At 48.0% G+C, this 22982-nt stretch carries 19 protein-coding genes and 3 tRNA genes; 18 read left to right on the top strand and 4 right to left on the bottom strand.

Going from position 1 to position 22982, the window contains the following annotated elements; translation table 11 throughout:
- Window positions 1–84 precede the first annotated feature (84 nt).
- Window positions 85–1539, bottom strand: a complete 1455-nt coding sequence (locus tag GVJ32_RS02220) for an OprO/OprP family phosphate-selective porin (protein ID WP_159238410.1) — start codon at window positions 1537–1539, stop codon at window positions 85–87.
- 589 nt (window positions 1540–2128) lie between these two features.
- Window positions 2129–2485 carry a 6-carboxytetrahydropterin synthase QueD gene (gene queD / locus GVJ32_RS02215; RefSeq protein WP_159238409.1) on the bottom strand — a complete coding sequence of 119 codons (357 nt, stop codon included), beginning with the start codon at window positions 2483–2485 and terminating at the stop codon, window positions 2129–2131.
- 261 nt (window positions 2486–2746) lie between these two features.
- Here queD and GVJ32_RS02210 point away from each other — a divergent pair.
- From GVJ32_RS02210 to GVJ32_RS02190, 5 genes are all read left to right on the top strand, one after another.
- Window positions 2747–2822 (top strand) — tRNA-Val (locus GVJ32_RS02210).
- 19 nt (window positions 2823–2841) lie between these two features.
- Window positions 2842–2918, top strand: a tRNA-Asp gene (locus tag GVJ32_RS02205).
- Window positions 2919–2996: 78 nt separating this feature from the next.
- A tRNA-Asp gene (locus tag GVJ32_RS02200) sits at window positions 2997–3073 on the top strand.
- 180 nt (window positions 3074–3253) lie between these two features.
- Window positions 3254–4591: a hypothetical protein gene (locus tag GVJ32_RS02195; RefSeq protein WP_159238408.1), complete on the top strand. Its 1338-nt coding sequence runs from the start codon at window positions 3254–3256 to the stop codon at window positions 4589–4591.
- A 27-nt stretch (window positions 4592–4618) separates the two neighbouring features.
- Complete coding sequence (locus GVJ32_RS02190) at window positions 4619–5488, top strand: 1-aminocyclopropane-1-carboxylate deaminase/D-cysteine desulfhydrase (protein WP_159238407.1); 870 nt, start codon at window positions 4619–4621, stop codon at window positions 5486–5488.
- Between the two features lie 6 nt (window positions 5489–5494).
- Here GVJ32_RS02190 and GVJ32_RS02185 read toward each other — a convergent pair whose 3' ends face one another.
- A complete protein-coding gene (locus GVJ32_RS02185; RefSeq protein ID WP_159238406.1) occupies window positions 5495–6397 on the bottom strand; it encodes a DUF1853 family protein in 903 nt (300 codons plus the stop codon).
- A 129-nt stretch (window positions 6398–6526) separates the two neighbouring features.
- Between GVJ32_RS02185 and GVJ32_RS02180 the strand changes: the two genes are divergently transcribed.
- The 8 genes from GVJ32_RS02180 to GVJ32_RS02145 all read left to right on the top strand — a co-directional run bounded on the left by GVJ32_RS02180 (window position 6527) and on the right by GVJ32_RS02145 (window position 14785).
- Window positions 6527–7420 (top strand): NAD(+) kinase, encoded by an 894-nt coding sequence (locus tag GVJ32_RS02180; protein WP_159238405.1) that lies wholly within the window; start codon window positions 6527–6529, stop codon window positions 7418–7420.
- A complete protein-coding gene (locus tag GVJ32_RS02175; protein WP_159238404.1) occupies window positions 7413–8264 on the top strand; it encodes a rhomboid family intramembrane serine protease in 852 nt (283 codons plus the stop codon). The genes GVJ32_RS02180 and GVJ32_RS02175 overlap by 8 nt, the downstream gene beginning before the upstream one ends.
- A 63-nt stretch (window positions 8265–8327) precedes the next feature.
- Window positions 8328–8606, top strand: a complete 279-nt coding sequence (locus GVJ32_RS02170; RefSeq protein WP_159238403.1) for a YeaC family protein — start codon at window positions 8328–8330, stop codon at window positions 8604–8606.
- 3 nt (window positions 8607–8609) lie between these two features.
- On the top strand, window positions 8610–9452 hold the full coding sequence (locus GVJ32_RS02165; RefSeq protein ID WP_200841303.1) for a DUF2797 domain-containing protein: 843 nt from the start codon (window positions 8610–8612) through the stop codon (window positions 9450–9452).
- A 15-nt stretch (window positions 9453–9467) separates the two neighbouring features.
- Window positions 9468–12131 (top strand): aminopeptidase N, encoded by a 2664-nt coding sequence (gene pepN, locus GVJ32_RS02160; RefSeq protein ID WP_159238402.1) that lies wholly within the window; start codon window positions 9468–9470, stop codon window positions 12129–12131.
- A gap of 244 nt (window positions 12132–12375) precedes the next feature.
- On the top strand, window positions 12376–13008 hold the full coding sequence (locus tag GVJ32_RS02155) for a phosphoadenosine phosphosulfate reductase family protein (RefSeq protein ID WP_159238401.1): 633 nt from the start codon (window positions 12376–12378) through the stop codon (window positions 13006–13008).
- 89 nt (window positions 13009–13097) lie between these two features.
- Window positions 13098–14123, top strand: a complete 1026-nt coding sequence (locus tag GVJ32_RS02150; RefSeq protein ID WP_159238400.1) for a quinone-dependent dihydroorotate dehydrogenase — start codon at window positions 13098–13100, stop codon at window positions 14121–14123.
- On the top strand, window positions 14123–14785 hold the full coding sequence (locus GVJ32_RS02145) for a MarC family protein (protein WP_159238399.1): 663 nt from the start codon (window positions 14123–14125) through the stop codon (window positions 14783–14785). The genes GVJ32_RS02150 and GVJ32_RS02145 overlap by 1 nt, the downstream gene beginning before the upstream one ends.
- A 14-nt stretch (window positions 14786–14799) precedes the next feature.
- Here the strand turns inward: GVJ32_RS02145 and GVJ32_RS02140 are convergent, their stop codons facing one another.
- Entirely contained in the window at window positions 14800–15642 is an 843-nt protein-coding gene (locus tag GVJ32_RS02140) for an acetoacetate decarboxylase family protein (RefSeq protein ID WP_159238398.1), read from the bottom strand.
- A 229-nt stretch (window positions 15643–15871) separates the two neighbouring features.
- Here GVJ32_RS02140 and GVJ32_RS02135 point away from each other — a divergent pair, with 229 nt between their 5' ends.
- The 5 genes from GVJ32_RS02135 to GVJ32_RS02115 all read left to right on the top strand — a co-directional run bounded on the left by GVJ32_RS02135 (window position 15872) and on the right by GVJ32_RS02115 (window position 22878).
- On the top strand, window positions 15872–17239 hold the full coding sequence (locus tag GVJ32_RS02135; RefSeq protein ID WP_159238397.1) for an ABC1 kinase family protein: 1368 nt from the start codon (window positions 15872–15874) through the stop codon (window positions 17237–17239).
- Window positions 17240–17581: 342 nt separating this feature from the next.
- Window positions 17582–18997 carry a sensor histidine kinase gene (locus GVJ32_RS02130; RefSeq protein ID WP_435808061.1) on the top strand — a complete coding sequence of 472 codons (1416 nt, stop codon included), beginning with the start codon at window positions 17582–17584 and terminating at the stop codon, window positions 18995–18997.
- Entirely contained in the window at window positions 18990–19973 is a 984-nt protein-coding gene (locus tag GVJ32_RS02125; protein ID WP_159238395.1) for a DUF3369 domain-containing protein, read from the top strand. Before GVJ32_RS02130 ends, GVJ32_RS02125 begins: the two co-directional genes overlap by 8 nt.
- Window positions 19973–21196: a sensor histidine kinase gene (locus tag GVJ32_RS02120; protein WP_435808055.1), complete on the top strand. Its 1224-nt coding sequence runs from the start codon at window positions 19973–19975 to the stop codon at window positions 21194–21196. Before GVJ32_RS02125 ends, GVJ32_RS02120 begins: the two co-directional genes overlap by 1 nt.
- Before the next feature lie 8 nt (window positions 21197–21204).
- Window positions 21205–22878, top strand: coding sequence for a sensor domain-containing protein (locus GVJ32_RS02115; RefSeq protein ID WP_159238393.1), 1674 nt, complete (start codon window positions 21205–21207; stop codon window positions 22876–22878).
- The last annotated feature ends 104 nt before the right edge of the window (window positions 22879–22982 follow it).

The raw sequence follows: 22982 nt of genomic DNA, 5'->3' as shown, positions 1-22982 counted from the left end.
GGGCGGTTTATATATCCGTCCGCTGCTTTTACGCTGCTTGATTAAAGTGTAAATCGTAAAGAGGCGGCCGCAGAGCCGCCTTTTTTATAGCGCAAATTGAGTGCGGAGAGAGAAAATATCGACATTATCTGCTTCGCCACCGCTATGTTGAATCAGAGGGCCGGACTCGACATCGTAGGCTCGACTGTAACCGAACAGAATGCGCAGATTAGCGTTTAGATACCAATTTAAATTGAGGCTGAATCGCTGCTGACTGCCACCCTCAATGTCCGCATCGCTTAAATCTAACTCATCTAGTCGCAAGGCCAATTCCCAAGCGCCCCAATGGTTTTGAGAGAGATCAAAATTATTGCGGGGCTTCAGCATCTTAAACTCGCCATCTGAGCCTCGGTAGTTGCGCGCTTCTCCGGTTAGCGTCCAACCTAGCTGGAGGTAGTGGGCATTAAAGCGCAAGTCTGATCCGCCATCGCGCTTGATGTCGGCTTGGCCTAATTCGGCTTGGGCTGAGAAGCGGCCACGCATGGCGGCGAACTCAAGTCCTGACAGTTGAATTTCCTCAAATCCAGCAATACTGCCGGTATCGCTGAGGTATAAGTCAGACATATTGGTGGTTTCATAGCGCAGGCGCGGTGTTTTACCGTTACTCAGGCTGTTATTGTCATTGGCCTTACGCAGGCCGAAGCTGGCGCCGAGGTGTACTAGTTTGCCCGACTCGTTGATAGGTGCGAAGCTTCCCCGAACCCCGAGGCCGCCGCCTTCATCAGCGCCGTCGCCGCTCGAGGAGACGGCGTCACCGTAGATACCCCCTTTTAGCGACCAGTTTTCACCCATTGTTTTAACGTTGATACCCATCGCGCGGTCAAAATGCGGGAGGGTGAGTGCAGATAACAGGGAGCGCTCGTTAAACATAATGTCGTTTGAGCTTTCATCGATTTCCATACTTACAGAGTGTTTTTGATTGCCAATGGTAATTTCTAATTGGGGGGTGGCGTGGTATGTCACTAAGACGTCTTTTAGAGAAACGCTGTTGCCGCCCCAGTCCGCTTCAATATTATAAGAAAAATCGCGATTGAAACTGCCCCGCAGTGCCAGTCGCGCGCGACGCAACTCGGTGCCAGAGACCGCTTCGGCGGGGTCGCCGCTGCTGCGTTTTTGCAGATCGTCATTAAGGTGGGTGGTGCTGTCCGCGTGAATGCGTCCGCCGATATTCATAGAGAAATCATTGTTGGCAGATGTGACTATTAAGCCTTTTTTTTCCATACCGATTTTGGGCGCTGTAGAGACCTTAAGCTTGTCCTCATCTAGCGCTGAATTATTTTCGGAGGCCGGTTCGAAGGTGCCAAGCTTGATTCGATTGGGGCCTGGTTCTGTGAAGACTTGCTTAGTCTCGCGATCAACATAGAGGTTGAGCTGATCTTGGCTGGCGGCATTGGCGGTGACGCCTGCTGATAATAAGCCCAGTGTCACAAGTGCGGTCGCAAGAGAGTGTTTGAATGTGCGCGGAAAAATTGGGTGTGATGGGGGCGTAAGTGTTGTCATTGCATCCTCGTTCAGCAGTGTCTGTGGTGGCAGAAGTTTTGTACGGCATGGTGCGCACTTATTGTTGCCGCAATTCTGCGACATTTATATTACAGATATATGACAGAAATTCTTTTATTGTGACGAAATGATGACACAGCCCCCGTATAGCCACTAGCTTCATCTCAACACCTTTGGCAAATCTTGAATATTGTGCAGTAGAGAAATGCTCGGAGGTTGCAGATAAAGCCAAAATAGCGCTTGTAGTAACGCTTCGGTGCTGTTATTGGCGAGAAATCTTGTCCACAGTATCTGTGGATAACTTGGTGGGTAAGTTGTAGGTTATGGCAGGAGAAGGAGGCTTAATCGGGAGTTTAACAAATTGTTCAAAAAATAGTCATTTTTATAAACTCTATTAAAAACAATAAGTTGTGTGATTTTTTGAATCTATTGTGTGATCTTTTGGCGCTAAGCGATGAGTTTTTGAATTTTAGCCTCTATCTGTGAATAAGTGTTACGTCAAGAGCTATATGTTGTTACCTGTTACGTATTTTCACTTATTGATTGAGATTTGCATCGGCTTGCTCGTAAATGGTGCGTAACGTAAATATTACTCACCCTTGTAAATGCACCCGCTGGTGCACGTTTCTCTGATTTCGATCTGGCTTAGTGCGTTTAAACGTGGCTTTAATTGTTTCCAAATCCAGATGGCGAGATTTTCGCTGGTGGGATTTTCGAGACCCGCTATATCATTTAAATAATGGTGGTCTAGTTGCTCATAAATGGGGGCGAATATCGTCTTCACCTCAGAGAAGTCCATCAGCCATCCGGTGTGTGGGTCGATATCCCCGGCGATAAATATTCTGACAAGGAAACTGTGACCGTGAAGGCGGGCGCATTTGTGTCCTTCCGGTACGTTCGGAAGTCGGTGGGCGGCTTCAAAGGTGNACTCTTTATATATTTCCACGGCTCAATCTCGGTTTGGTTAAGCAAGAGTGCCTTGCTTGAAGTAGCTTACTTGAATTGGCGCCAATGGTAATCAGCTCTGGCGGCACTGTACAGCGCGCTTTAGCCAACTATTTGTGGATGGTTTATGGTGGATTGGGAATTGGATAAAAAATGAACAAAATCAGTGTTATAGCCTTTTTTTAAAGAAAATGTAAAAAAACTGCGCCGAGTGTTTGACACCGAAAGCGATTACTGTAGAATGCGCCTCACTCGATTGAGAGGGTGATTAGCTCAGCTGGGAGAGCATCTGCCTTACAAGCAGAGGGTCGGCGGTTCGATCCCGTCATCACCCACCATAATCGTGTAAAAGTATGCGGACCGGTAGTTCAGTTGGTTAGAATGCCGGCCTGTCACGCCGGAGGTCGCGGGTTCGAGTCCCGTCCGGTCCGCCAACTTTAAGTTTTAGACCTCCCCTGTTTTCCCCGTAGCTTGCATGGCTTGTCTGAAGTCTGTTTTCTATGCGCATATCTGGACCGGTAGTTCAGTTGGTTAGAATGCCGGCCTGTCACGCCGGAGGTCGCGGGTTCGAGTCCCGTCCGGTCCGCCAACACTTCTTTACATATTTATTTCCACTCTAATATTTACGTCGTTTTTCGCGGTATTTATTTCGTGCACCTTGTAATTTCTCTCCTATAATGCGGAGCGGGTCAGCTTTTGCTTTCATTCCGTGAAACCACGTTTGATGGGTATACCCTGACGACACAACCGTACGCAGGTGGAGGTCTATTTGGGAGGGTTAAGAGAGGCGATTGTTTTTTTCAGCGACGTGGCGGTGGCGAAGGAAATGTTCTTCGTCGAGTTTGAGGCGGTGCTAGATGACGTGGTTGGCATTCCAGATTTTGCCAATTCCGAACTTCGTGCGGCGTTCGTTCAAATAGATGACAAGCTTAGCGTCCTTGGCCTTGTTCTTTTCAGTATCAGCTTTGACAGTCGCGGCAGGGTCGCCGGTCACTGGAATATTCCACTTCGACATTTGCTAGACCATGCCAGTTTTGGGCCGGATTTAGGTGCAGGGCCGATCCGCGTTGCTTGCCGCAGCGCCTGCCCAGTTGCTTGGTATAGACGGCAGCTTTGGGACCCCGATGCCGGCACATTTAATCAAATAAGTACGGCGGTGATGCGAAATCGATTGGGGATCATCGTCGAAGAACGTGGCAAGCAGAGGACTGGCGCTGGGAGTGTTGCCAGTTTTTTTAAAACTGCCGACAAGAAGCTGTCGACGCAAGACGTATCGTCTCCTGCAAGTTTGCCGTCAGCGCCCGTATTTCATCGCCGTTATCGACAGAAATTACGCGCCGCTCGTCATGCCGAGAAACTCACCTTGGCGGCGCAAGCAGAATCATTTAATAGTGCTTTAGAGGCTCAGGCGGAAGGTTTTGCTCGTCAGCTTCGAGAGCGAGAAGCACTTATACAACAGCAAAAAGCCAAATTGGATGAGTTGCTAAAAACCGAGCAGGAGCTTCAAGGGCATTTAGATCGCCAGCAGCGCTTGATGCAGGAAAAAACGCAGGAGCTGGAGGCCTTAGTCATTAAAGGTGGTCAGGATTCTGAGCGCCAAATGTTAGAGCTTCGTAAATCATACGCTGAGGACTTGGAGCGTCGTTTACATACCCAGTCGATCTCCTTAGAGGAGGCCTTGCATAAACGGGAGCGGGAGTTATACCAGCGGGCCACAGAGATTGTTGAGCTGCGCGGCGAGCTCAGTAGCCTGCGGGAGAAAAATCGCGCTCTGATGATAGGTAGTGACGATAAACTCTTAAAAACAATGGTCGAAAAAGGGGTTGTCTTTGTTGCCTACCATCCTGGGGTTGAGCATTTGGTGATTGCGCAAGATGAAATGCCTAGGTATCTCCGCGATCCAGTAGCATATGTCGCGTCACGGTGTGAGGTGTCTAGTGCTGAGTATCGCGATTGGTTGGCGCATTACCGTTTGCCAATATGTCGCGCGACCGATGACGATATGCAATATTGTGGTCTGCCTATAAAGAAAGTTATGCGGCCAATGTTATTTCGGCCCGGTGAGAGCGACCGCTGCCAACATCATAGCGACTCAGGTCTATCGTGACCGATTGTATACTCTAGAAGAAATTCAATGATCCAGCATTTGTACACCTCTACTCAGAATGTCGCTGTCGATTTACTGAGATTAGATCTTCATCACGAGCTTGCCTCCGGTAATAAATGGTTTAAATTATTGCCGAATTTAAGCGCCGCCCGTCGGCAGGGAAAGACTCGTGTCATTAGCTTTGGCGGCGCCTATTCTAATCATCTCCACGCTTTAGCTGCAGTTGGTCGCGCCGAAGGTATTGAGACCATAGCTTGTGTGCGGGCTGATGCAGATGCTGATCTTTCGCCCACTTTGCTCGATGCGGTGGGCTGGGGTATGGCGCTGCATTTTTTAAGTCGAAGTGAGTACCGTCGCCGCCATGACGCGGAGTTTATTGCCGAGCTTGCAGCAGAGTACCCTAATTCCTATGTCATTCCGGAGGGCGGTGCCAATGTGTTGGGGGCAGGCGGCTGTGGCGACATTGTGGATTTACTTCCTGATTCTGGGAGAGCTTATACCGCCGTGGTGCTGGCCTGTGGTACGGGTACGACCTTGGCGGGGGTGGCGTCGAAGATTGCCAGTGGGGTAACGGTTATTGGTATGCCCGTTTTAAAGGCCGAGAAATTTATGGCCGACGATATACGTACCGTATTGTCAGGTCTCGGCGGCGACCGAAATAATTGGCGCTTGGATCACCGCTTTCATGGCGGTGCTTACGCGCGCTTACCGCCGCATATGGCGGAATATATGCAGCTATTTGAGCAGCAGTATGGTGTGTTGCTCGATCCGGTTTATACCGCAAAAGCCAGTTATGCGCTTCAGTATATGGTCGATAATAGTGAGTTCGATGAAGGTAGTCGGGTGTTGCTTATTCACACTGGCGGTTTGCAGGGGCGGCGCGGTTTTGGTTTGTAGAGAGGCTTAGTCTGCCCAGTCGTCGGCTACCAGAAAGCGCCGCTGCTGTTTGTTATTGATTAACATAATGGGTTTATGCGCGGCCATCTGTAAGTGTTTGTTCTCCAGCGGCGTTGCGGTTTGGTATTCGGCGCCGAGCCAGCTTGGTTTTTCTATATAGCGCCAACTCTCTTGTTCTTGTGCTGTTTGAAATGCGTTTAGCGAGAGCCAATCGCCGCGCTGGTGTTCGATATTCAGTGAGGGGTAGGGGGCATTGTCGGTATTGGCATGGAACAATATACCGTTTACCTGCAATTCTTGGGCGACGTGATCAATGCCTAGCTGGGCAATAACCGCTTGGCCGGCGTTGGTGTGGGCAAGGGGTAATTGGTGCTGGGTGAGACGGGCGAGCTTTCGGTCTAATCGGTCTGCGCGATTAGGGCCATACCATTGATCTAGCCCCAGTGGCGCATGCTTATTTGGTATGCCAAGAAAGAACTTTACTGCGAGTTCAAGGTGAATATAGCGCTGTGAAATTCGGCAATAATAAATAAGGTCAAATTCCCCTAGGGTTACTTTGCCGTCGCGCACTGGAATGTTGTGTGCAATAAGCTCAGTGTTTGGGTCTTCTAGCAGAAAGAAATGCCATAGGCTTTCAAATACCAAACCCAATCTCGTGCTGTTGCAGTGCTCCTCCATGTAGGTCTTGAGGGGGATGTCGTCCTTGTCTAAGGCGTTTAGCCAATTCAATCTTTGGGCTGTAAGAGTAATGCGAGGCTTGTGGATCACCGCAGTTGCCGTAGTGATTTCATTGATCAAGGTTTCGCTAAAGCAACTCCATGCTAATGCGCGAACGAGCGGTGAGCGAAATGCTGGCAATGTGGTGGCAGTGATTGGACTGGCTCCTAGAATCAATTTGGTAGTTAACATGGCCGATCATGCCAGAAAACTACGGAGTTTTGCTTGCGACTTGGCGTTGTTATGTTCCAAACTCCCGCGTGGCATCCAAACGGCCACGCTTTTAGTATAATAACCGCCTGAGAATCGGCAGTAGGTATTATGGAACAGTTTCGCAATATAGGTGTGATAGGGCGGGAAGGCAACGGTGTTGCGGAAACCCTGAAGCGTCTCCTCGATTTTTTACTGGCGCGTGAACTTGGCGTAGTGCTCGACGAAGCTGTGTCTGAATTACTGCCTGAGCACAGTTTGCGGGTGAGTTCGCGTCGTATGATTGGCGAAGTCTGTGATCTGATTATTGTAGTCGGTGGCGACGGTAGTTTGCTCGGTGCAGCAAGAACCTTGGCCAGACACAATGCTCCTGTGCTGGGGGTAAACCGAGGGCGCCTTGGTTTTTTAACCGATATATCGCCAGATGAAATTGAAACCCAGGTTGGCGCGGTATTAGATGGCCACTATCGATTAGAAAAACGTTTCTTACTCGATGTGGAGGTGCTTAGAGATGGCACGCCTGTTGGTCGTGGTGACGCGTTAAATGACGTTGTACTCAACTCCGGTACATCTGGTCATATGATGGAGTTTGAGTTATTTATTGATGGTGAATTTGTCTATCGCCAACGTTCCGACGGTTTGATTATCGCTACGCCAACGGGTTCTACAGCATATTCTTTATCAGCCGGTGGGCCGATTATGCATCCGCGCTTGGATGCAATAGCTATTGTGCCCATGTTTCCCCACACTCTCAGCAGTCGACCGATTGTAATCGACGGCAAGAGCGAGATTAAAATGGTGGTTGGCCGCAATAATGTGGTTAAACCGCCGGTTACCTGCGACGGCCAAGTTAAAATCACCTCCCAGCCTGGCGACGTAATTTATGTACGCAAAAAGCCCCACCAACTGCGCTTAGTGCATCCCTTAGATCATAGTTTTTACGCAAGCTGCCGCGACAAATTAGGTTGGGGCGCGCATATTGGCAAAGAGGATTCAGATGGCTGAAGTAGTGGGTTTACGCCTGCCATTAAGCGCAAATTTAGAACAATTTTCGCTGTTGCTTTGGCAAAGTTCGGTGCCGCATCGTATTGCAGAAGAGCGCGGGATGCAGGTGGTTTGGGTGGCGTCAGAGCATCATGCTGAGCAGGTTAAGGCTCTTTATGAGCGCTTGCAGGCAGGTGATCCAGAGCTTGTCGTAGCCGCAGTTGAGCCTCGCGAGGCGCCACCGCAAACCGTTTGGTATAAGCGATTCTTCAGTGTGCCGGTCGTTGCCGCATTACTTGTGTTGAGCTTTCTGGGTGCTTTACTCCCGGTACTTGATCGCAATTACCAATACCTGCCGTATTTAAGTTTTTATCAGCTTTACGTCGTTGATGGCACGCTGCGCGGTGACTGGCCGGTGGGGCAGTTGTGGCGAGTGATTACGCCGGCTTTTTTACACTTTGGCGTGATGCATATTGTGTTCAATAGTCTCTGGCTCTGGGAGTTGGGTGGCATGATTGAGCGGCGGCAAGGCGCAGTGCGAGTATTTGGTATTTTTGTGTTGGTAGCGGCCGGTTCTAATATCGCGCAGGCCATGAGTAGTGTGTCACTGTTTGGTGGGATGTCGGGTGTGATCTACGGTTTGCTTGGCTATATCGTCGTCTGGAATAGATTGCGACCTGATCAGGTCTTTCCTTTAGCTAAGGGGGTCGCTGTAGTGATGTTGGTGTGGCTGCTGCTGTGTATTGCTGGCTTTACAGAGTTGTTGGGTGTTGGTGCGGTGGCGAACACTGCTCACGTGAGCGGCCTTGTATTGGGCCTCGTTCTAGGTGTGGCGGCAGCATTTCTTGACCGCAAGCCGGTATAAGTTTGGTATATAATCGCCGGCCGTATAGCAACTGTGGCTGGCGGATGGATAGTGAGAGTAGTGATGGATTTTGAACAGTTAGTCGACAATATAACCCCGACAATATACGAAGGTCTTAAGCGCGCGGTAGAAATTGGCAAGTGGCCTGATGGGCGGGTGTTAACGGTAGAGCAGCGCGAACATTGTATGGCGGGTGTTATTGCCTATGATTTAAAAGCTAATGTTGAGCAAGAGCGCGTTGGTTATATTGATCGCGGCAGCAAGGCCGAAGGTGAAGTCTGTGGTGATGACCACAGTCATGACGATGCAGATCAAGATCAAGTTCTTAAGTGGGCGGAATAGTTAATGAGTCTGTCTAGTTTGGTCGGCCCTGTCGCAAAAATGAAAACCCGCTTGGTCGATGAGCTTGCTATGTACAGCATGCCCATCGGTGATGAGCTGGTGGATATGAACGCCTTAATTGGCAGTTCGCTGCGTATGGAGTTTCGTCAGCAAATTAATTGCGTGCACTGTGGGCGCTTGACTAAAAAGAGTTTTAATCAGGGCTATTGCTATCCTTGTTTTCAGCGTTTAGCGCAGTGCGATAGCTGCATTGTTAGTCCTGAAAAATGCCACTATTTCGAAGGCACCTGTCGGGAGCCAGAGTGGGGCGAAACCCACTGCTTGATCGACCATATTGTCTATTTGGCAAACTCCTCTGGTGTAAAAGTCGGGATTACCCGTGGTACTCAAGTACCTACCCGTTGGATTGATCAAGGCGCTGTAGCGGCGTTGCCGATTTTTCGGGTGAGTAATCGCCTGCAGTCCGGTTTAGTGGAAACCTTATTTAAGGCCCATGTCGCCGATAAAACCAGTTGGCAAGCAATGTTAAAGGGCGAGCCAGTTGAGGCAGATTTGGCCGCACGTCGCGACGAGCTTGCCGCGCTTTGCCAGTCAGGAATTACAGAGTTACAAGAGCGTCATGGCATACAGGCGATTCAGCCGATTAGCGATATCGCTGTGCAGCATATCCGCTTTCCCGTTGAGACTTACCCATTAAAAGTTAAGTCCTTCAATCTTGATAAAGATCCCTTAATTGAAGGTACTTTGCTAGGCATTAAAGCCCAGTATCTAATTTTTGACACTGGCGTAATTAATATTCGCAAATACGCCGGATACCATATTGAATTAAGCAGTGAATCATTGTGATTCAGGAGTTGTTTCATGCGCGACGCGCAGCCTAGCACCATATTTTTAAGTGATTACCGTGTTCCCGAATTCTTAATTGACAGCACTACGCTGAGCTTCGAGTTAGGTGAAGCTAGCAGCATTGTGCGTTCGGTTCTTGAATTGCGACGCAATCCTGAGTCTGACATTCAAGATGCGTCTTTGCAGTTACACGGTACTGAGCTTGAGTTAATTTCTTTGTCAATTGATGGTCGCCAGTTAAGTGACGGCGAGTGGTCGCAAAGCGGCGAGCAATTAACGATTGCCAATGTGCCAGCGTCGTTCAGCTTGCATTGTGAAACCCGAATTCGCCCGCAAGACAACACTTCGCTCGAAGGGCTTTATAAGTCTAGCGGTATGTTTTGCACCCAGTGCGAGGCCGAGGGTTTTAGAAAAATCACCTATTATTTAGACCGCCCCGATGTAATGTCGGTATTTACAGTGGAGATTATTGCCGAGCAGTCGCGCTATCCGGTGCTGCTGTCAAACGGTAACCTCGTCGCGACAGAACAATTGCCCGATGGCTTTCATAAAACTGTATGGCAAGATCCCTTTCCTAAACCGGCCTACTTGTTTGCTTTAGTTGCGGGCAAGCTGTCGGTGGTGGAAGATCAATTTGTCACCCTTAGCGGTCGCAGCGTCGATCTTAAAATTTATGTTGAGGAAAAAGACCTCGATAAATGTGATCACGCGATGCAGTCGTTAAAGAATGCCATGCGTTGGGACGAAGAGGTTTATGGTCGGGAATACGATTTAGATATTTTTAATATCGTTGCCGTTGATGACTTCAATATGGGGGCAATGGAAAACAAAAGCCTCAATATTTTTAATACCTCCTGTGTGTTGGCAAAACCAGAAACCACTACCGATGCTGGCTTTCAGCGTGTGGAGGGGGTTGTTGCCCATGAATACTTCCATAACTGGTCGGGCAACCGCGTTACCTGTAGAGACTGGTTTCAACTAAGTTTGAAAGAGGGGTTTACGGTATTTCGCGACGCCGAGTTTTCTTCCGATATGGGCTCGCCTACGGTGAAGCGGGTTGAAGATGTAACCCTATTGCGCACCGCCCAATTTGCCGAAGACGCCGGCCCAATGGCGCATCCGATTCGCCCAGATTCCTTCATTGAAATCTCAAATTTCTACACCGTAACGGTCTATGAAAAAGGCGCGGAAGTGGTGCGTATGATCCACACCCTGTTAGGGTCGGAGTTGTTCCGCAAGGGCAGCGATTTGTATTTTGAACGTCACGACGGTCAGGCTGTGACCTGTGAAGACTTTGTATTGGCGATGGAAGATGCCAGCGGTATCGACCTTAAACAGTTCCGCAACTGGTATTCGCAAGCTGGAACACCGCGTCTAGCTATTAATGGGAGTTACGACGAGCAAGCGCAAACCTACATGCTGACTGTTAAGCAATCTTGCCCACCTACCCCTGGGCAAACAGAAAAAGCGCCGTTTCATATTCCCCTCGCCGTTGCCTTAATTGGTGAGGCAGGGCAGATGCCTTTGCAGCTAGTAGATGCCGAGCTAAATACCGAGTCTGTAGATAATACTGAATTAGTGTTGAGCGTAAGGCAGCCGGAGCAGAGTTTTGTATTTAGCAATATTCAAGAAGAGCCGGTACCCAGTTTATTGCGCGGATTTTCTGCGCCGGTGAAGCTGGACTTTGATTATAGTCGTGATCAATTATTGCGCCTGATGCGCAGTGACAGCGACGGCTTCTGTCGCTGGGATGCGAGTCAGCAATTGGGGTTGGCAGAAATAAAGCGCGCAATCATTGCCATCGCAGCGGGGCAGGAGGTGTGCCCCGATGTTGAGTACATCAATGCTTGCCGCGAGCTCTTGGCAGATATTTCCCTAGATGCGGCGATGGTTGCACTCATGTTGCAGCTGCCGTCTGAGGCTTACTTGGCAGAGATTATTCATCCAGTCGATGTGCACGGTATTCATCAAGCCCGTGAGGCGCTGCGCAAAGTTCTGGCCACCGCATTGCGTGAGGACTTGAGTGCTTGTTATTCGCGCTGTGAGAGTGATGAGGAATATGCCGCCAATGCCGAACAAATTGCGCGCCGTAGCTTAAAGAACACCGTGCTCTCGTTTTTGATGTTGCTGAATGAGGAGCAATTTACTGCTCTGGCGATTAAGCAGTTTGAAAACAGCGGCAATATGACCGATCGTTTGGCGGCACTTACCTATATTGTTAACAGCGAATCGGATTACAAGGCCAAAGCACTTCAGCTGTTCTACCAGCAGTGGCAGCACGAGCCCTTGGTCATCAATCAGTGGTTCCAAGTGCAGGCAATGTGTCGTTTGGCGGGCACTTTGGAAACCGTGCAGGGACTTATGTCTCACCCAGCCTTTGATATTCGAAACCCCAATAAGGTGCGCGCCTTGATCGGCGCCTTCTGTGGTCAAAACGGGGTTAACTTCCATCGTGAAGATGGCGCCGGTTATCGATTCTTGGCCGACCAAGTGCTGGTGCTCAATCGCAGTAACCCCCAAATTGCGTCGCGCTTGCTGGTGCCTCTAACCAAATGGCGGAAATACTTGCCGGCGGCTCAGCAGCTGATGCGTGCTGAATTGCAGCGCGTCTTGGCGGAGCCTGAGTTATCCAGTGATGTGTATGAGGTGGTGTCAAAAAGTCTTCAAGACTATTCCTAGTTGAATAGTGTGCTCCTAGCGCCTTGGACTGTTCAGGGCGCTAGGTGAAAATGCTTGCGGACGTTTGGTTTTGCACCTCAGCTATAGCCGAAGTACTCACCAAAGCTTAGCTTTTGTAATAGATGTTCAATTTGTTATAACAATATGCGCTTAAGTTATAAGCGTATGATTTTAAAGAATTTATTCCTGTTTTTGGCAGTGTTGTGGTACAGTTGCCGCCCTGATTAGTACTGAACCGAAGAAAATGAAAGATTTAGACCTAAATGCATTAAACGCAGAGCTTCGCCATAAGTCGGCTGCCGATATTATTCGGTGGGCGATGTCGCAGGGCGTGCCAATGATGGGGTCTACTAGTTTTGCGCCGAATGCGGCGGTCATGTTGAAGCTAATTACTGATGTGGCGCCAGATATGCCGGTGGTTTGGGCTGACAGCGGTTATAACGTGCCTGATACCTATCGGGTGGCGGAGCAGTTAATTAAGCTACTCAAACCAAATTTAAAATTATATATTCCAGAAATTACCGCTGAGCATCGTAATGCCATCATGGGGGGGATTCCACACCCAGATGACAATCCCGAATTGCATAAGGAATTTACTCGGCAGGTAAAGCTGGAGCCCTTTAATCGCGCCTTTGCTGATTTGGCTCCTCAAATTTGGGTGACGGGTATTCGCAAAGAAGAAACGGCATTCCGCCAGAATTTAGATATTTTGTCGTGGGATGGTCGCGGTATATTAAAGGTCGCACCAATCTTTTACTGGAACGAGGCTGATGTTGCGGCATTTATGGCTGAGCACAAACTGCCATCTGCCAAGCATTATTTTGACCCGACCAAGGTGGCAGAAAACCGCGAGTGCGGTTTGCACACTTCCGCGTAAATGATGTGGCCGGTTTTGGTCGGCCAACACACCTTTCTCGTCTCCCTTGTTTTCGGTATCCTGCCGCTTCTGAGTTAAGGTCTTCCGCCATGTATTCTGTATTACGCCGTATATTATTTTGTTTCCCTACAGAAACCTCTCATCACCTGTCTTTGGCATCGGTGTCGCTGCTACAAAAATGCGGTTTGAGCGGACTGTTTGCTAAGCCAGTGGTGTCTGCACCGCGTACAGTGATGGGGATTGAATTTCCTAATCCGGTAGGTTTGGCGGCGGGCTTAGATAAAGACGCCAAGCATATCAATGGGTTGTCAGCTCTAGGCTTTGGTTTTATAGAAGTGGGCACGGTGACCCCAAAGGCACAGCCGGGTAATCCACAGCCGCGTTTATTTCGCCTGCCTGAGGCAGAGGCGATTATTAATCGTATGGGGTTTAATAACTTAGGTTTAGATCATTTACTTGAACAGGTGAAGGCCAGCAAGTTCAAGGGTGTCTTAGGGATCAATATTGGCAAGAACAAAGACACGCCAGCTGAGAACGCGGTAGATGATTACCTTCTTGGTTTGCGTGCGGTTTATCCTCACGCTAGTTATGTGACGGTGAATTTGTCGTCACCTAATACGCCGGGATTGCGGGATTTACAATTCGGTCAGCCTTTAATTGATTTGCTTGCTGCTTTAAAAGCGGCGCAATTAGCCTTGGCTGAGCAATATGGTCGCTATGTACCGATGGCGGTAAAAATCGCGCCCGATATGGCGGAGGATGATATTCGCCGTGTTGCCGAGGTGTTTGTAGAGCAGGGTATCGATGGCGTGATAGCCACCAACACCACCATTGCTCGCGATGCTGTCGCGGGCTTGCCTCACGGTGATGAGGCCGGCGGTTTAAGTGGACTTCCAGTGCGGGACAGCTCAACGAGGGTGATTCGTATTTTGGCAGATGCCCTACAGGGCCGTTTACCCATTATTGGCGTTGGCGGTATTAGCGATGGCGAATCTGCCGCTGAAAAAATCGCGGCTGGCGCATCATTGGTACAAATTTATACTGGCTTTATTTATCGTGGACCGGCATTGATTGCAGAGGCTGCCTCAGCCATTGCCAAACAAGAGGCGGCCTAATGACTCTCGATAGCGCTCTTATAGAAGCGTTTAGCGTTTCGCTTGCGACCTTTTTTGCCACCATCGGTCCCATTGATGTGGCAGCGATGTTTGCAGCTTTGACCAGTGGCGTGTCGGCAAAAAAACGTCGTCGCACCGCAGTGCGCGGGGTGTTGATAGCAGGTGCGATCTTACTGGCTTTCGCCTTGCTCGGTGAGTTTATTCTCAATGTTATGGGGATTTCACTGGCGGCACTGCGGGCAGCGGGTGGCGTGTTACTGCTGCTAATTGGTATCGACCTAGTGACCGTGAAGGGCAGTGGTGCCACTACCACCACAAGCGACGAAGACCTAGAAGCAGAAGAGCGTAGCGATATTGCGGTGTTCCCCTTGGCGACACCACTCATTGCTGGGCCTGGTGCTATAGGTGCGGTGATATTATTAATGGCCCATGCCGACGGAGATTTTTTGGAGCAGGGGGCGGTTATTATTTCTCTGTTATTAGTACTGGTGATGACTTTATTGTCGCTACTCTTGGCTAGCCGACTACAAAACTGGCTGGGAGTGACGGGCATGCATATGATCAGTCGCGTTTTTGGTGTGTTGTTGTGCGCCCTGGCAATGCAATTCTTGTTTGATGGCATTGCGCAGAGCGGCTTGATACCCAGCGGCGTCGTAGGCTAAATATACCGCGAGTATTAGGAGCTAAAGGGCTGACCTATTGGGACGGACTCTGGCCCTGCAAATTGCATTACGGCCTTGCGTATCGAAATTGTGCACAGCGGTTTTTTAGGCAGGCCTAAGTCCCGTAACGTGACCGCCAAGGGGTGTGTTTCGCCAATCTCTGGTATACGGCCACCGAGTTTAAATGTGAGCCCTTCGCCTTCGGTGGTGCCGATCGTTTTCCATGCTTGACCATTTCGGATCGCTAAAGACGGTGCAGCTTGCGGTTTGGCGCGAGATTTAGCCCCCGTTGGAGCGTGGATGGCAAATACCAGCTCACCATCGTCATTGAATGTGGCTGCGGCGGTCTTGGGGCCGAACTGAATATCGACCTCAGTAACCCATTTTGGAAATCCCCAAATAAAGCGACCGGCGTGGGTGGTAAAGCCTTGGTTTACCGGCATACGGTACACGTAACTGCTCAGTGAACCTTTGGCCATTCGCAAAGCCGAACCTATGACAGGAAGCGGTTTACTTTCACCTGGGGTGGTAACAGGGAATACAATTGCGGCCTCGTTGTAATCGCCCAAATCATTCTGCTGATAATCAACACCCAGTAATTGCATGAGTGCTTTGCCTGGCCATATTTCAACAACCTTGAAGCCGCTGTCCGCAATAAGCTGCTGTGCTTTTTTAGCATCGACGACAAAGATATTCATCAACATGGCGGCGGCGCCAACATTGACCGGAAGAGTAATGTCTTTGCCGGCTATTTTGTAAGAATTGGGGCTGACTTTTGTGCAGTGATCATCGGTAATTTCTTTACCGGCGTCACCGGGAACGGGCTCTTCCTGACATATAATGGCGGTATTCTGCATTCGAGTTGCCTCCTTTTTATTATGTGCGGCTCGATGGTAATGATAGTGTAACCCAATGTTGATTGAAGGCTGATTACAATGGCGTAACTCGGCGGATGCAAATTAAGGTCTAAGTATTGCATCGGCTAATTCAGATCTCAGTATTACTACTGTTGTGATCTTGTACTGAGATCTCTACTTGTTGGTGAATTTTGTTGCGAATTTGCGTCGCAACCTAGGGAATAGTGAAATGGCGAATATTATATCTGCCCGCGTAAAAGACAGGATTCTGCTTGCCGCCTCCAAGAGTCGGGGGCTAAGCGCCGCCAGTGATACTTCTGGTCGTAGAATAAGCATGGCGGAGTTTGGTGTAAGGGGTTCTTGGCGAGTTCTGCAAACGACGTTGGCGCTTTATCCCCGCGCGATAAAATGGTTGTTGCAGCGGCGCCAGCCCACACCTAAAGAGTTGCGGGAATTATTTGAGTCCTTAGGCGCGACGTACATTAAATTCGGGCAGTTTATTGCCAGCTCACCATCTATATTCCCCAAAGAATATGTCGATGAGTTTCAGCATTGTTTAGATCAAACCCCCTCGTTGCCGTTCGCAAAAATTCGCCAAATTATTGAGCAAGATTTGGGGCAGCCCATATCGGCGATCTTTGCTTCCATCGATGAGTCTGCATTGGCATCCGCGTCTATTGCGCAGGTTCACGCCGCAAAACTACTAAGTGGCGAAGATGTGGTTGTTAAGGTTCAAAAGCCTGGCGTACAGGCAATTCTTACCACCGATATGAACGCGGTATACCTGCTGATTCGTTTATTTGAATTAATCTTACCCAACACAGATAAAGACGCGGTGGCGGGTTTGGTTGAGGAAATGTACCAGTCGATGATTGACGAATGTGACTTCTTTAAAGAAGCTGACAATCTTCGTGAGTTCCGCAAGTTTCTTAGTGAAAGCGGCAATGAGGTAGTGGTCGCGCCCAAGCCTTACACTAATGCTTCCGGTGCGAAGGTGCTCACTATGGAGCGCTTTTATGGTGTGGCCCTCACCAATGAAATGGCGATGAGTAAGGGTGAATTCGATCCCGCGAGTAGTTTGTTTAATGCACTAAATACATGGTTTGCGAGTCTGACTAAATGCCCATTTTTTCACGCCGACTTACACAGTGGAAACTTAATGATTATGCCCGATGGCAAAGTCGGTTTTATTGATTTTGGTATGGTCGGTCGCATTCAGCCGGAGGCGTGGCAAGCCATTTTTAGCCTATTTATGGCCATCAGTGAGCAGAATTACCGTCTAATGGCGGAGTCTATGGTGAGTGTTGGTATTACCCGTGACAAGGTCGATGTTGATTCCTTAATGCGCGACATACAAAGCCTGTTTGAAGGACTAAATTCCTTGGACCCGCAACGGGTATTAGAGAATCGTCAGGGTGATGGGATCAACGCATTGTTAAGTGAGTTGGGGGATATTGCTAGAAAATACGGTATTCGTTTTCCCCGTGCATTTACGATGTTGCTGAAACAGTTCTTATACTTCGATCGTTACATGGAATTATTGGCGCCGGGCGCTGATATTTTTCAAGATGAGCGCGTTGATTTCTATCTAAATTGAGGCCTTAAACTCTCTGTGTATGCACACGCCATTTTGCCTTCTTGTAAAGCAAAAGCCGGTGTTCCTGTGGTGATAGCGGACGATACCGTTATCGCCACCATATAAGTATTCTCAACTTGTCTGCAATCCCGCTGTTAAACCCCCAATTTCTGCTCTAGCTCAGTAGGTAGATCACACTATTCATTGTCTATGCCAATTAGCGCTAAAGTCTGTTAATAGATTTTCCGCGTATACACGGAAGGTAAACAGGTATTAACGGTGCAAATGTGGATGCCGTGTTGTCGGGGGTAGGGAATATGAAGAATTGGAAGCCTGCTTGTGCTTGCGCAAGTCACTAGCACAATGCCCGTTGCCAAGAAGTTAATGATTCTTTTTGCGGGCAATACACTGCTGTGTTTTGTATTGGTATTTCTTATGGGCGCCTATTTTAAAAATACGAGTCATAGTGCGGATTCTCTCTGCATATACACCATGGGCACATCGCTAGCCCAGAATTTAGCGTTAAATTCTGATGTGGAATGCCCAGTACTTAAAGACAGCGCAGAATTATCCGCCAATAAAGCTATTTATTGGCAATCCGAGCAGGGTGAATTGCAATCAATCCCTCTGATCGTCAAATCGCAGCAACTGAGCAGCACGACGCATTTTGTGATAAGTGCATGGCTGTTGTTATTAGGGGGCTGCCTAAGCCTTGCTTGGTGCTTCGCAAATACAGCAACACAGCGTGTTATGACACCAGTGTATCACTTACTAGAAGTGATTAAGTCGATGACAGAAACCAGAGATTATTCGATTCGCTCTAAGGTGAACTCCAATGATGCGCTAGAGAAATTGTCTAAGACCTTCAACGATATGATTTCTGATATAGAAGTTCGCAATCAAGATCTTGTTAGGGCGCGCAGTGAACTGGAGGTGAGAGTCCGAGAGGTCGATATCAGTAATCGCGAATTAAGCACAACCTTGCAGCGCCTTAAGGCGACGCAGCAGCAATTAATTAACAATGAAAAAATGGCCTCCCTTGGCGGTTTAGTTGCGGGGGTGGCTCACGAAATTAATACCCCAGTTGGAGTTGGTGTAACCGCAGCGTCAACCTTAAGTGAAAGTACGCGCAGTGTTNGTGCTAAGTATGATCGTGGTGAACTGACTAATTCAGCCTTAAAGCAATATCTTAGTCACGCAACATCGGCAGCTGAAATCATCCTTGGTAATTTAGAGCGCGCTGCAAATTTAATACAGAGCTTTAAGCAAATTGCTGTTGATCAAAGCAATAGCGAAGTCCGAACTATAAATTTGAATGATTATTTGAGTCAGGTTTTGGTGAGCTTGAATCCGCAGCTTCGGAAAACCAAATTGCGCAGTGAGCTGATCTGTCCTGCGGATATTGAAATTAGCTCCTATCCGGGGGCGCTCTCGCAGATTGTGGCTAATTTTGTTATGAACTCAATAATGCACGCCTACGACGAAGATGAAACTGGTTGCTTGTCGTTAGAGGTGAACGAAAATACAGAAGGTGAAATTTGTATTCGGTATAGCGACGACGGCAAAGGTATTTTGCCAGAAAATATTAGTCGAGTATGGGACCCATTCTATACGACCAACCGCACAGGTGGCGGAAGTGGCCTAGGTTTGCACATTGTGTATAACTTAGTTACTCAGCAGTTATGCGGAAATGTAGAAATTGAAAGTAGGCAGGATTACGGTACGACAATTAGTTTATTTCTACCGAAAGATGTCGGCAAGGTGATTTCGAATGAATGATATACAGGCTCGGACGAGAAATGGCGAAAGCGATAGTTTGCAGCTCGCCCCAGAGTCGCCCAGGAGGAGTTTTGGCGGTGGTAGCGTTGAGCCGTGGAAACTGTTGATTGTTGACGATGAAGAAATTGTGCACACCGTGACACACCTCGCCCTCGACAGTTTTGATCTAGGCGGTCGTGGTTTGGAATTTCTAAGTGCCTATTCGGGGGGCGAAGCTCGTGATGTTCTGCGGGAACATAATGACATCGCTGTGATTCTATTAGACGTTGTAATGGAAACAGATCGGGCAGGTTTGGATCTCGTGCACTATATTCGTCATGAGTTAAAGAACAAGTTTGTACGCATTATTATGCGTACCGGACAGCCCGGTGATTTCCTAGAACAGGAAGTCATTACTAAATATGACATTAATGACTATAAAGAAAAAACAGAGCTAACTAGGCAGCGGCTATTCTCGGTGGTGTATACCAGTCTCCGCTCTTATAGTGATTTGATTGCCTTAGAAATTAATAGAAAAGGGCTGGTAAAGGTTATTGAGTCGTCTGCGAAAATTTTTGAAAGTAGAGATATCTCTGCTTTCTCAGAGGGGGTATTAGAGCAGCTAACCGGGCTGCTGTATTTAGGTGATGACGCGGTGCTTATTAATGCCTCGGGTCTATTAGCACGTTCCGGAATAGAAAGGCTTCGTATATTGGCAGGGATAGGTAAGTTCAAACAATGTCAGGGCGAGGTTGATATTACTAATTTTGACAGCGAGATGGCAGAACGAATTAAGTATGTACTACAACATAAAAAGAGCAATTATGGTGACAACTATTGGGTAAGTTACTACATCACTAAATCGGGTTTAGAGCAGATACTATATGTGTCAGCAAGAGATGTGTTTTCGGTTCCCGATATTATGATGATCGAGTTATTTGTAAAAAATGTGGCTATCGCGCACGAAACAATTGTACTGCTAGAGGCTGGCCAATAATGACGGACTCACACAATAAGGTGCCACATAAAATGGCTGAAAATGACGAGTTAATGCTAGCTAGTGAACAAGCTGTGATGCTTACTCAAAACACAGCGGCAGAGAATAAAACCTGGAAAATCCTCATTGTTGACGATGAAGAAGAAATACATGTGGTTACTCGTTTAGCGCTGCACGACTTCAATTTTGGCGGGCGTCACCTAGAATTTGTTAGCGCTTATTCTGGGCAGCAGGCGCGCACCCTAATTAAAGAAAATCCAGACACGGCGATCATATTACTCGATGTGGTGATGGAGACAGACGACGCTGGTTTAGACGTGGCGAGATATATTAGACAAGAACTCGGCAATCACTTTGTTAGAATTATTCTGCGAACAGGGCAGCCANGGTTAGCGCCGGAGCGCCGAGTATTAAAAGTCTACGATATTAATGATTACAGGGCGAAAACGGAACTGACTCAAGATCGTCTGTTCTCTGTTATTTATACGGCGTTGTCGTCCTATCGCGATCTAATCGCCTTGGCGCGTAGTCGCCATCAGCTTATTGGATTGGTGAATGAGATAGAGCAACTCTCGCATTTAGCGGCAAGAGATCTGCAAATGCCATTAAATGATGTGGTATCCGCTGTTCGACGAATCGGTGGCCAAGCGCAAAGTATGTCGCCACCTAGTTTGGCTGAGGACTTCATGGAGGTTCGTGATAATGTTTATTTAATGCAGTCGGCATTAAATAAACTGGTCGCGCTAACCTCCGTCGGTCGTTTTAATGAAAGTAGGGAGCTGGTTGACTGCAATTCGATAATTAGCGATGTGTTGGTCGATTTAGATAATGCGTTTCAAACCAGTCACGCCAAGCTTCATTGCGAAACGCTGCCGACGGTTTTTGCTTGTCGTCGTCAATTAATGCAACTGTTTAAAAACCTTATTAGCAATGCCATTCGCTTTACTGATGGTCACGATCCCGAAATTTATATAAATGCGATGACCCATGAAAGAAATTGGCTTTTCTCGGTGAGTGACACAGGCGTCGGCATTAGCCCAGAGAACCACAGCGGCCTGTTTAATTTATTCCATCGTGATCAAAACGACGATGCTACAGGTGATTCGGGTGTGGGCCTGGCGATTTGTGAAAAAATTGTCCGTTGGCACGGCGGAAAAATATGGCTTGAATCTGAGCTGGGCAAAGGCTCTACGTTTTACTTCACTATTCCTTTGTCTGAGTAATTGACCCAATGCCAGATATTACTGAAACGACTGCCATTGATTCTGAATGGATATTAAATAGCCTAGGGCAGCCCCTTGTTTGCGTCGACTCTAGTGGGCGTCTTAGCTACGCCAATCCTGCAGCAATAGAACTAGGCGATTGCGAGTATAAGGTGGGTATTAGCTTAGGTAAATTTTTGCCATTTATTGTTGAATCAAGTGAACGTCTATTTTCAGATTTACTTGCTCAGAGCAACGAGACGGCTTCGATTTTTGATCTTATCCTTCCCTGTAATAATGACAATCGCTATCTGATTTCGGTATCAAATATTTACGATAATAAGGACGCGATAGTCGGTCGTAGCTTATCCATTGCCGAAAAGAGTAGCGTCGCCAATCCTCATGCTGGTGCGAAAAATTATTTAGATCCGCTGACGGAATTGATGGGGCGACAGGAGTTTGAGCGACGCTTAGAAAACCTCGTGAATGACGCGTCGGCGAGTTCTAGAACACATGCCTTGTTATATATCGATATTGATCAATTCAAATTGATAAACGACACAAGTGGTCATGGCGCCGGTGATAACTTGATAAAAAGCATCGCTGAGTGTCTTCATGGCGAGCTTTTTGTTGGTGATATGCTGTGTCGTCTCGGCGGCGATGAATTTGGCGTACTGCTGAGTAATATAGACAGCTTTGAAGCGCGCTCCGTTGCCAATCGCCTAATTAAGGCGGTAAAGCGTATGCCGTTTTCGTGGAGTGGAATTTCCCATAAGGCATCGATAAGTATTGGTGTGGTGCTGATCGATGAGAATACCCAAGATCGTGAGCGGGTTATGAGTCAAGCCGATGTGGCCATGTATTCTGCAAAAGAGGAAGGTCGTGGCAGGGTGCATATGTATGACACCAATAATAAAAAACTTAGTCGTTTACACGACGATATGGATTGGGTGCATCGGATCAACAAAGCCTTGGCAGAGGATGATTTTTGCCTAGTCACAGAGCGTATATTGCCCTTAGTCGATGAGGATAATCGCACCACGATTTATAACGAAATTCTTGTCCGTATGCGCTACAACGGCGAGATGTTGAGGCCTGGGCAGTTTATGCCGGCCGCAGAGCGATTTGGTTTAATGCCGCAAATAGATCGCTGGGTAATAAAGAGCTTCTTTAATTACGTGCAGAGAAACTCTGATCTCAACTCCAGTAATGTCATGTACTCTATTAATATTTCTGGCCAGTCTTTGTGCCAAGAAGCTTTTCTTGAGTTTGTGTACCGCTGCCTGCGCAGGGGTAATGTGAATCCAGAAATTATCTGTTTTGAAATTACAGAAACAGTAGCTATTACCAATTTTGCTGTGGTGACTCGCTTTATACATCGAGTACATGAGCTAGGCGGAAAGTTTGCACTAGATGATTTTGGAACGGGCATGTCATCCTTTGGTTACTTACAAGAATTGCCTGTTGATTTTGTAAAGATTGACGGCTTGTTTGTACATGATATGGATAAAAACCCCGTTCACGAAGCAATGGTGCGGTCTATCAACGACATTAGTCATGTGCTAGGTAAGCGCACGATAGCCGAGTTTGTAGAGCGCCAGGAAGTGTTTGATCAATTACAAAGTTTGGGTGTCGATTATGCGCAAGGGTATTTGCACGGTAGGCCTAAAGATCTAGTAGACTTCCCGGTTGTCGGCGTTTAGCCCGTTTTCTGATGAAGTTGTGGGGGGCTACAACTGGTCTGATGAACGTATGCAAAATGCCAACTACAAGATGGATTTGAAGTTGGCAAGATTGAAACGAGGGC

This window comes from Zhongshania aliphaticivorans, from assembly GCF_902705855.1.
In the GTDB taxonomy this organism is placed as follows: Bacteria; Pseudomonadota; Gammaproteobacteria; order Pseudomonadales; family Spongiibacteraceae; genus Spongiibacter; species Spongiibacter aliphaticivorans_B.
The sequence above is the reverse complement of the archived record's forward strand: the minus strand, read 5'-3'. Positions and strand labels throughout refer to the sequence as shown.

Bases quoted from the DNA above. Each gene is read 5' to 3' on its own strand.
- GVJ32_RS02175 (WP_159238404.1), top strand. From the start codon at position 7,413: ATGGCTGAAGTAGTGGGTTTACGCCTGCCATTAAGCGCAAATTTAGAA.
- GVJ32_RS02150 (WP_159238400.1), top strand. From the start codon at position 13,098: ATGTATTCTGTATTACGCCGTATATTATTTTGTTTCCCTACAGAAACC.
- pepN (WP_159238402.1), top strand. From the start codon at position 9,468: ATGCGCGACGCGCAGCCTAGCACCATATTTTTAAGTGATTACCGTGTT.
- GVJ32_RS02170 (WP_159238403.1), top strand. From the start codon at position 8,328: ATGGATTTTGAACAGTTAGTCGACAATATAACCCCGACAATATACGAA.
- GVJ32_RS02165 (WP_200841303.1), top strand. From the start codon at position 8,610: ATGAGTCTGTCTAGTTTGGTCGGCCCTGTCGCAAAAATGAAAACCCGC.
- GVJ32_RS02180 (WP_159238405.1), top strand. From the start codon at position 6,527: ATGGAACAGTTTCGCAATATAGGTGTGATAGGGCGGGAAGGCAACGGT.
- GVJ32_RS02140 (WP_159238398.1), bottom strand. From the start codon at position 15,642: ATGCAGAATACCGCCATTATATGTCAGGAAGAGCCCGTTCCCGGTGAC.
- GVJ32_RS02135 (WP_159238397.1), top strand. From the start codon at position 15,872: ATGGCGAATATTATATCTGCCCGCGTAAAAGACAGGATTCTGCTTGCC.
- GVJ32_RS02220 (WP_159238410.1), bottom strand. From the start codon at position 1,539: ATGACAACACTTACGCCCCCATCACACCCAATTTTTCCGCGCACATTC.
- GVJ32_RS02125 (WP_159238395.1), top strand. From the start codon at position 18,990: ATGAATGATATACAGGCTCGGACGAGAAATGGCGAAAGCGATAGTTTG.
- GVJ32_RS02115 (WP_159238393.1), top strand. From the start codon at position 21,205: ATGCCAGATATTACTGAAACGACTGCCATTGATTCTGAATGGATATTA.
- GVJ32_RS02155 (WP_159238401.1), top strand. From the start codon at position 12,376: ATGAAAGATTTAGACCTAAATGCATTAAACGCAGAGCTTCGCCATAAG.
- GVJ32_RS02190 (WP_159238407.1), top strand. From the start codon at position 4,619: ATGATCCAGCATTTGTACACCTCTACTCAGAATGTCGCTGTCGATTTA.
- GVJ32_RS02185 (WP_159238406.1), bottom strand. From the start codon at position 6,397: ATGTTAACTACCAAATTGATTCTAGGAGCCAGTCCAATCACTGCCACC.
- GVJ32_RS02145 (WP_159238399.1), top strand. From the start codon at position 14,123: ATGACTCTCGATAGCGCTCTTATAGAAGCGTTTAGCGTTTCGCTTGCG.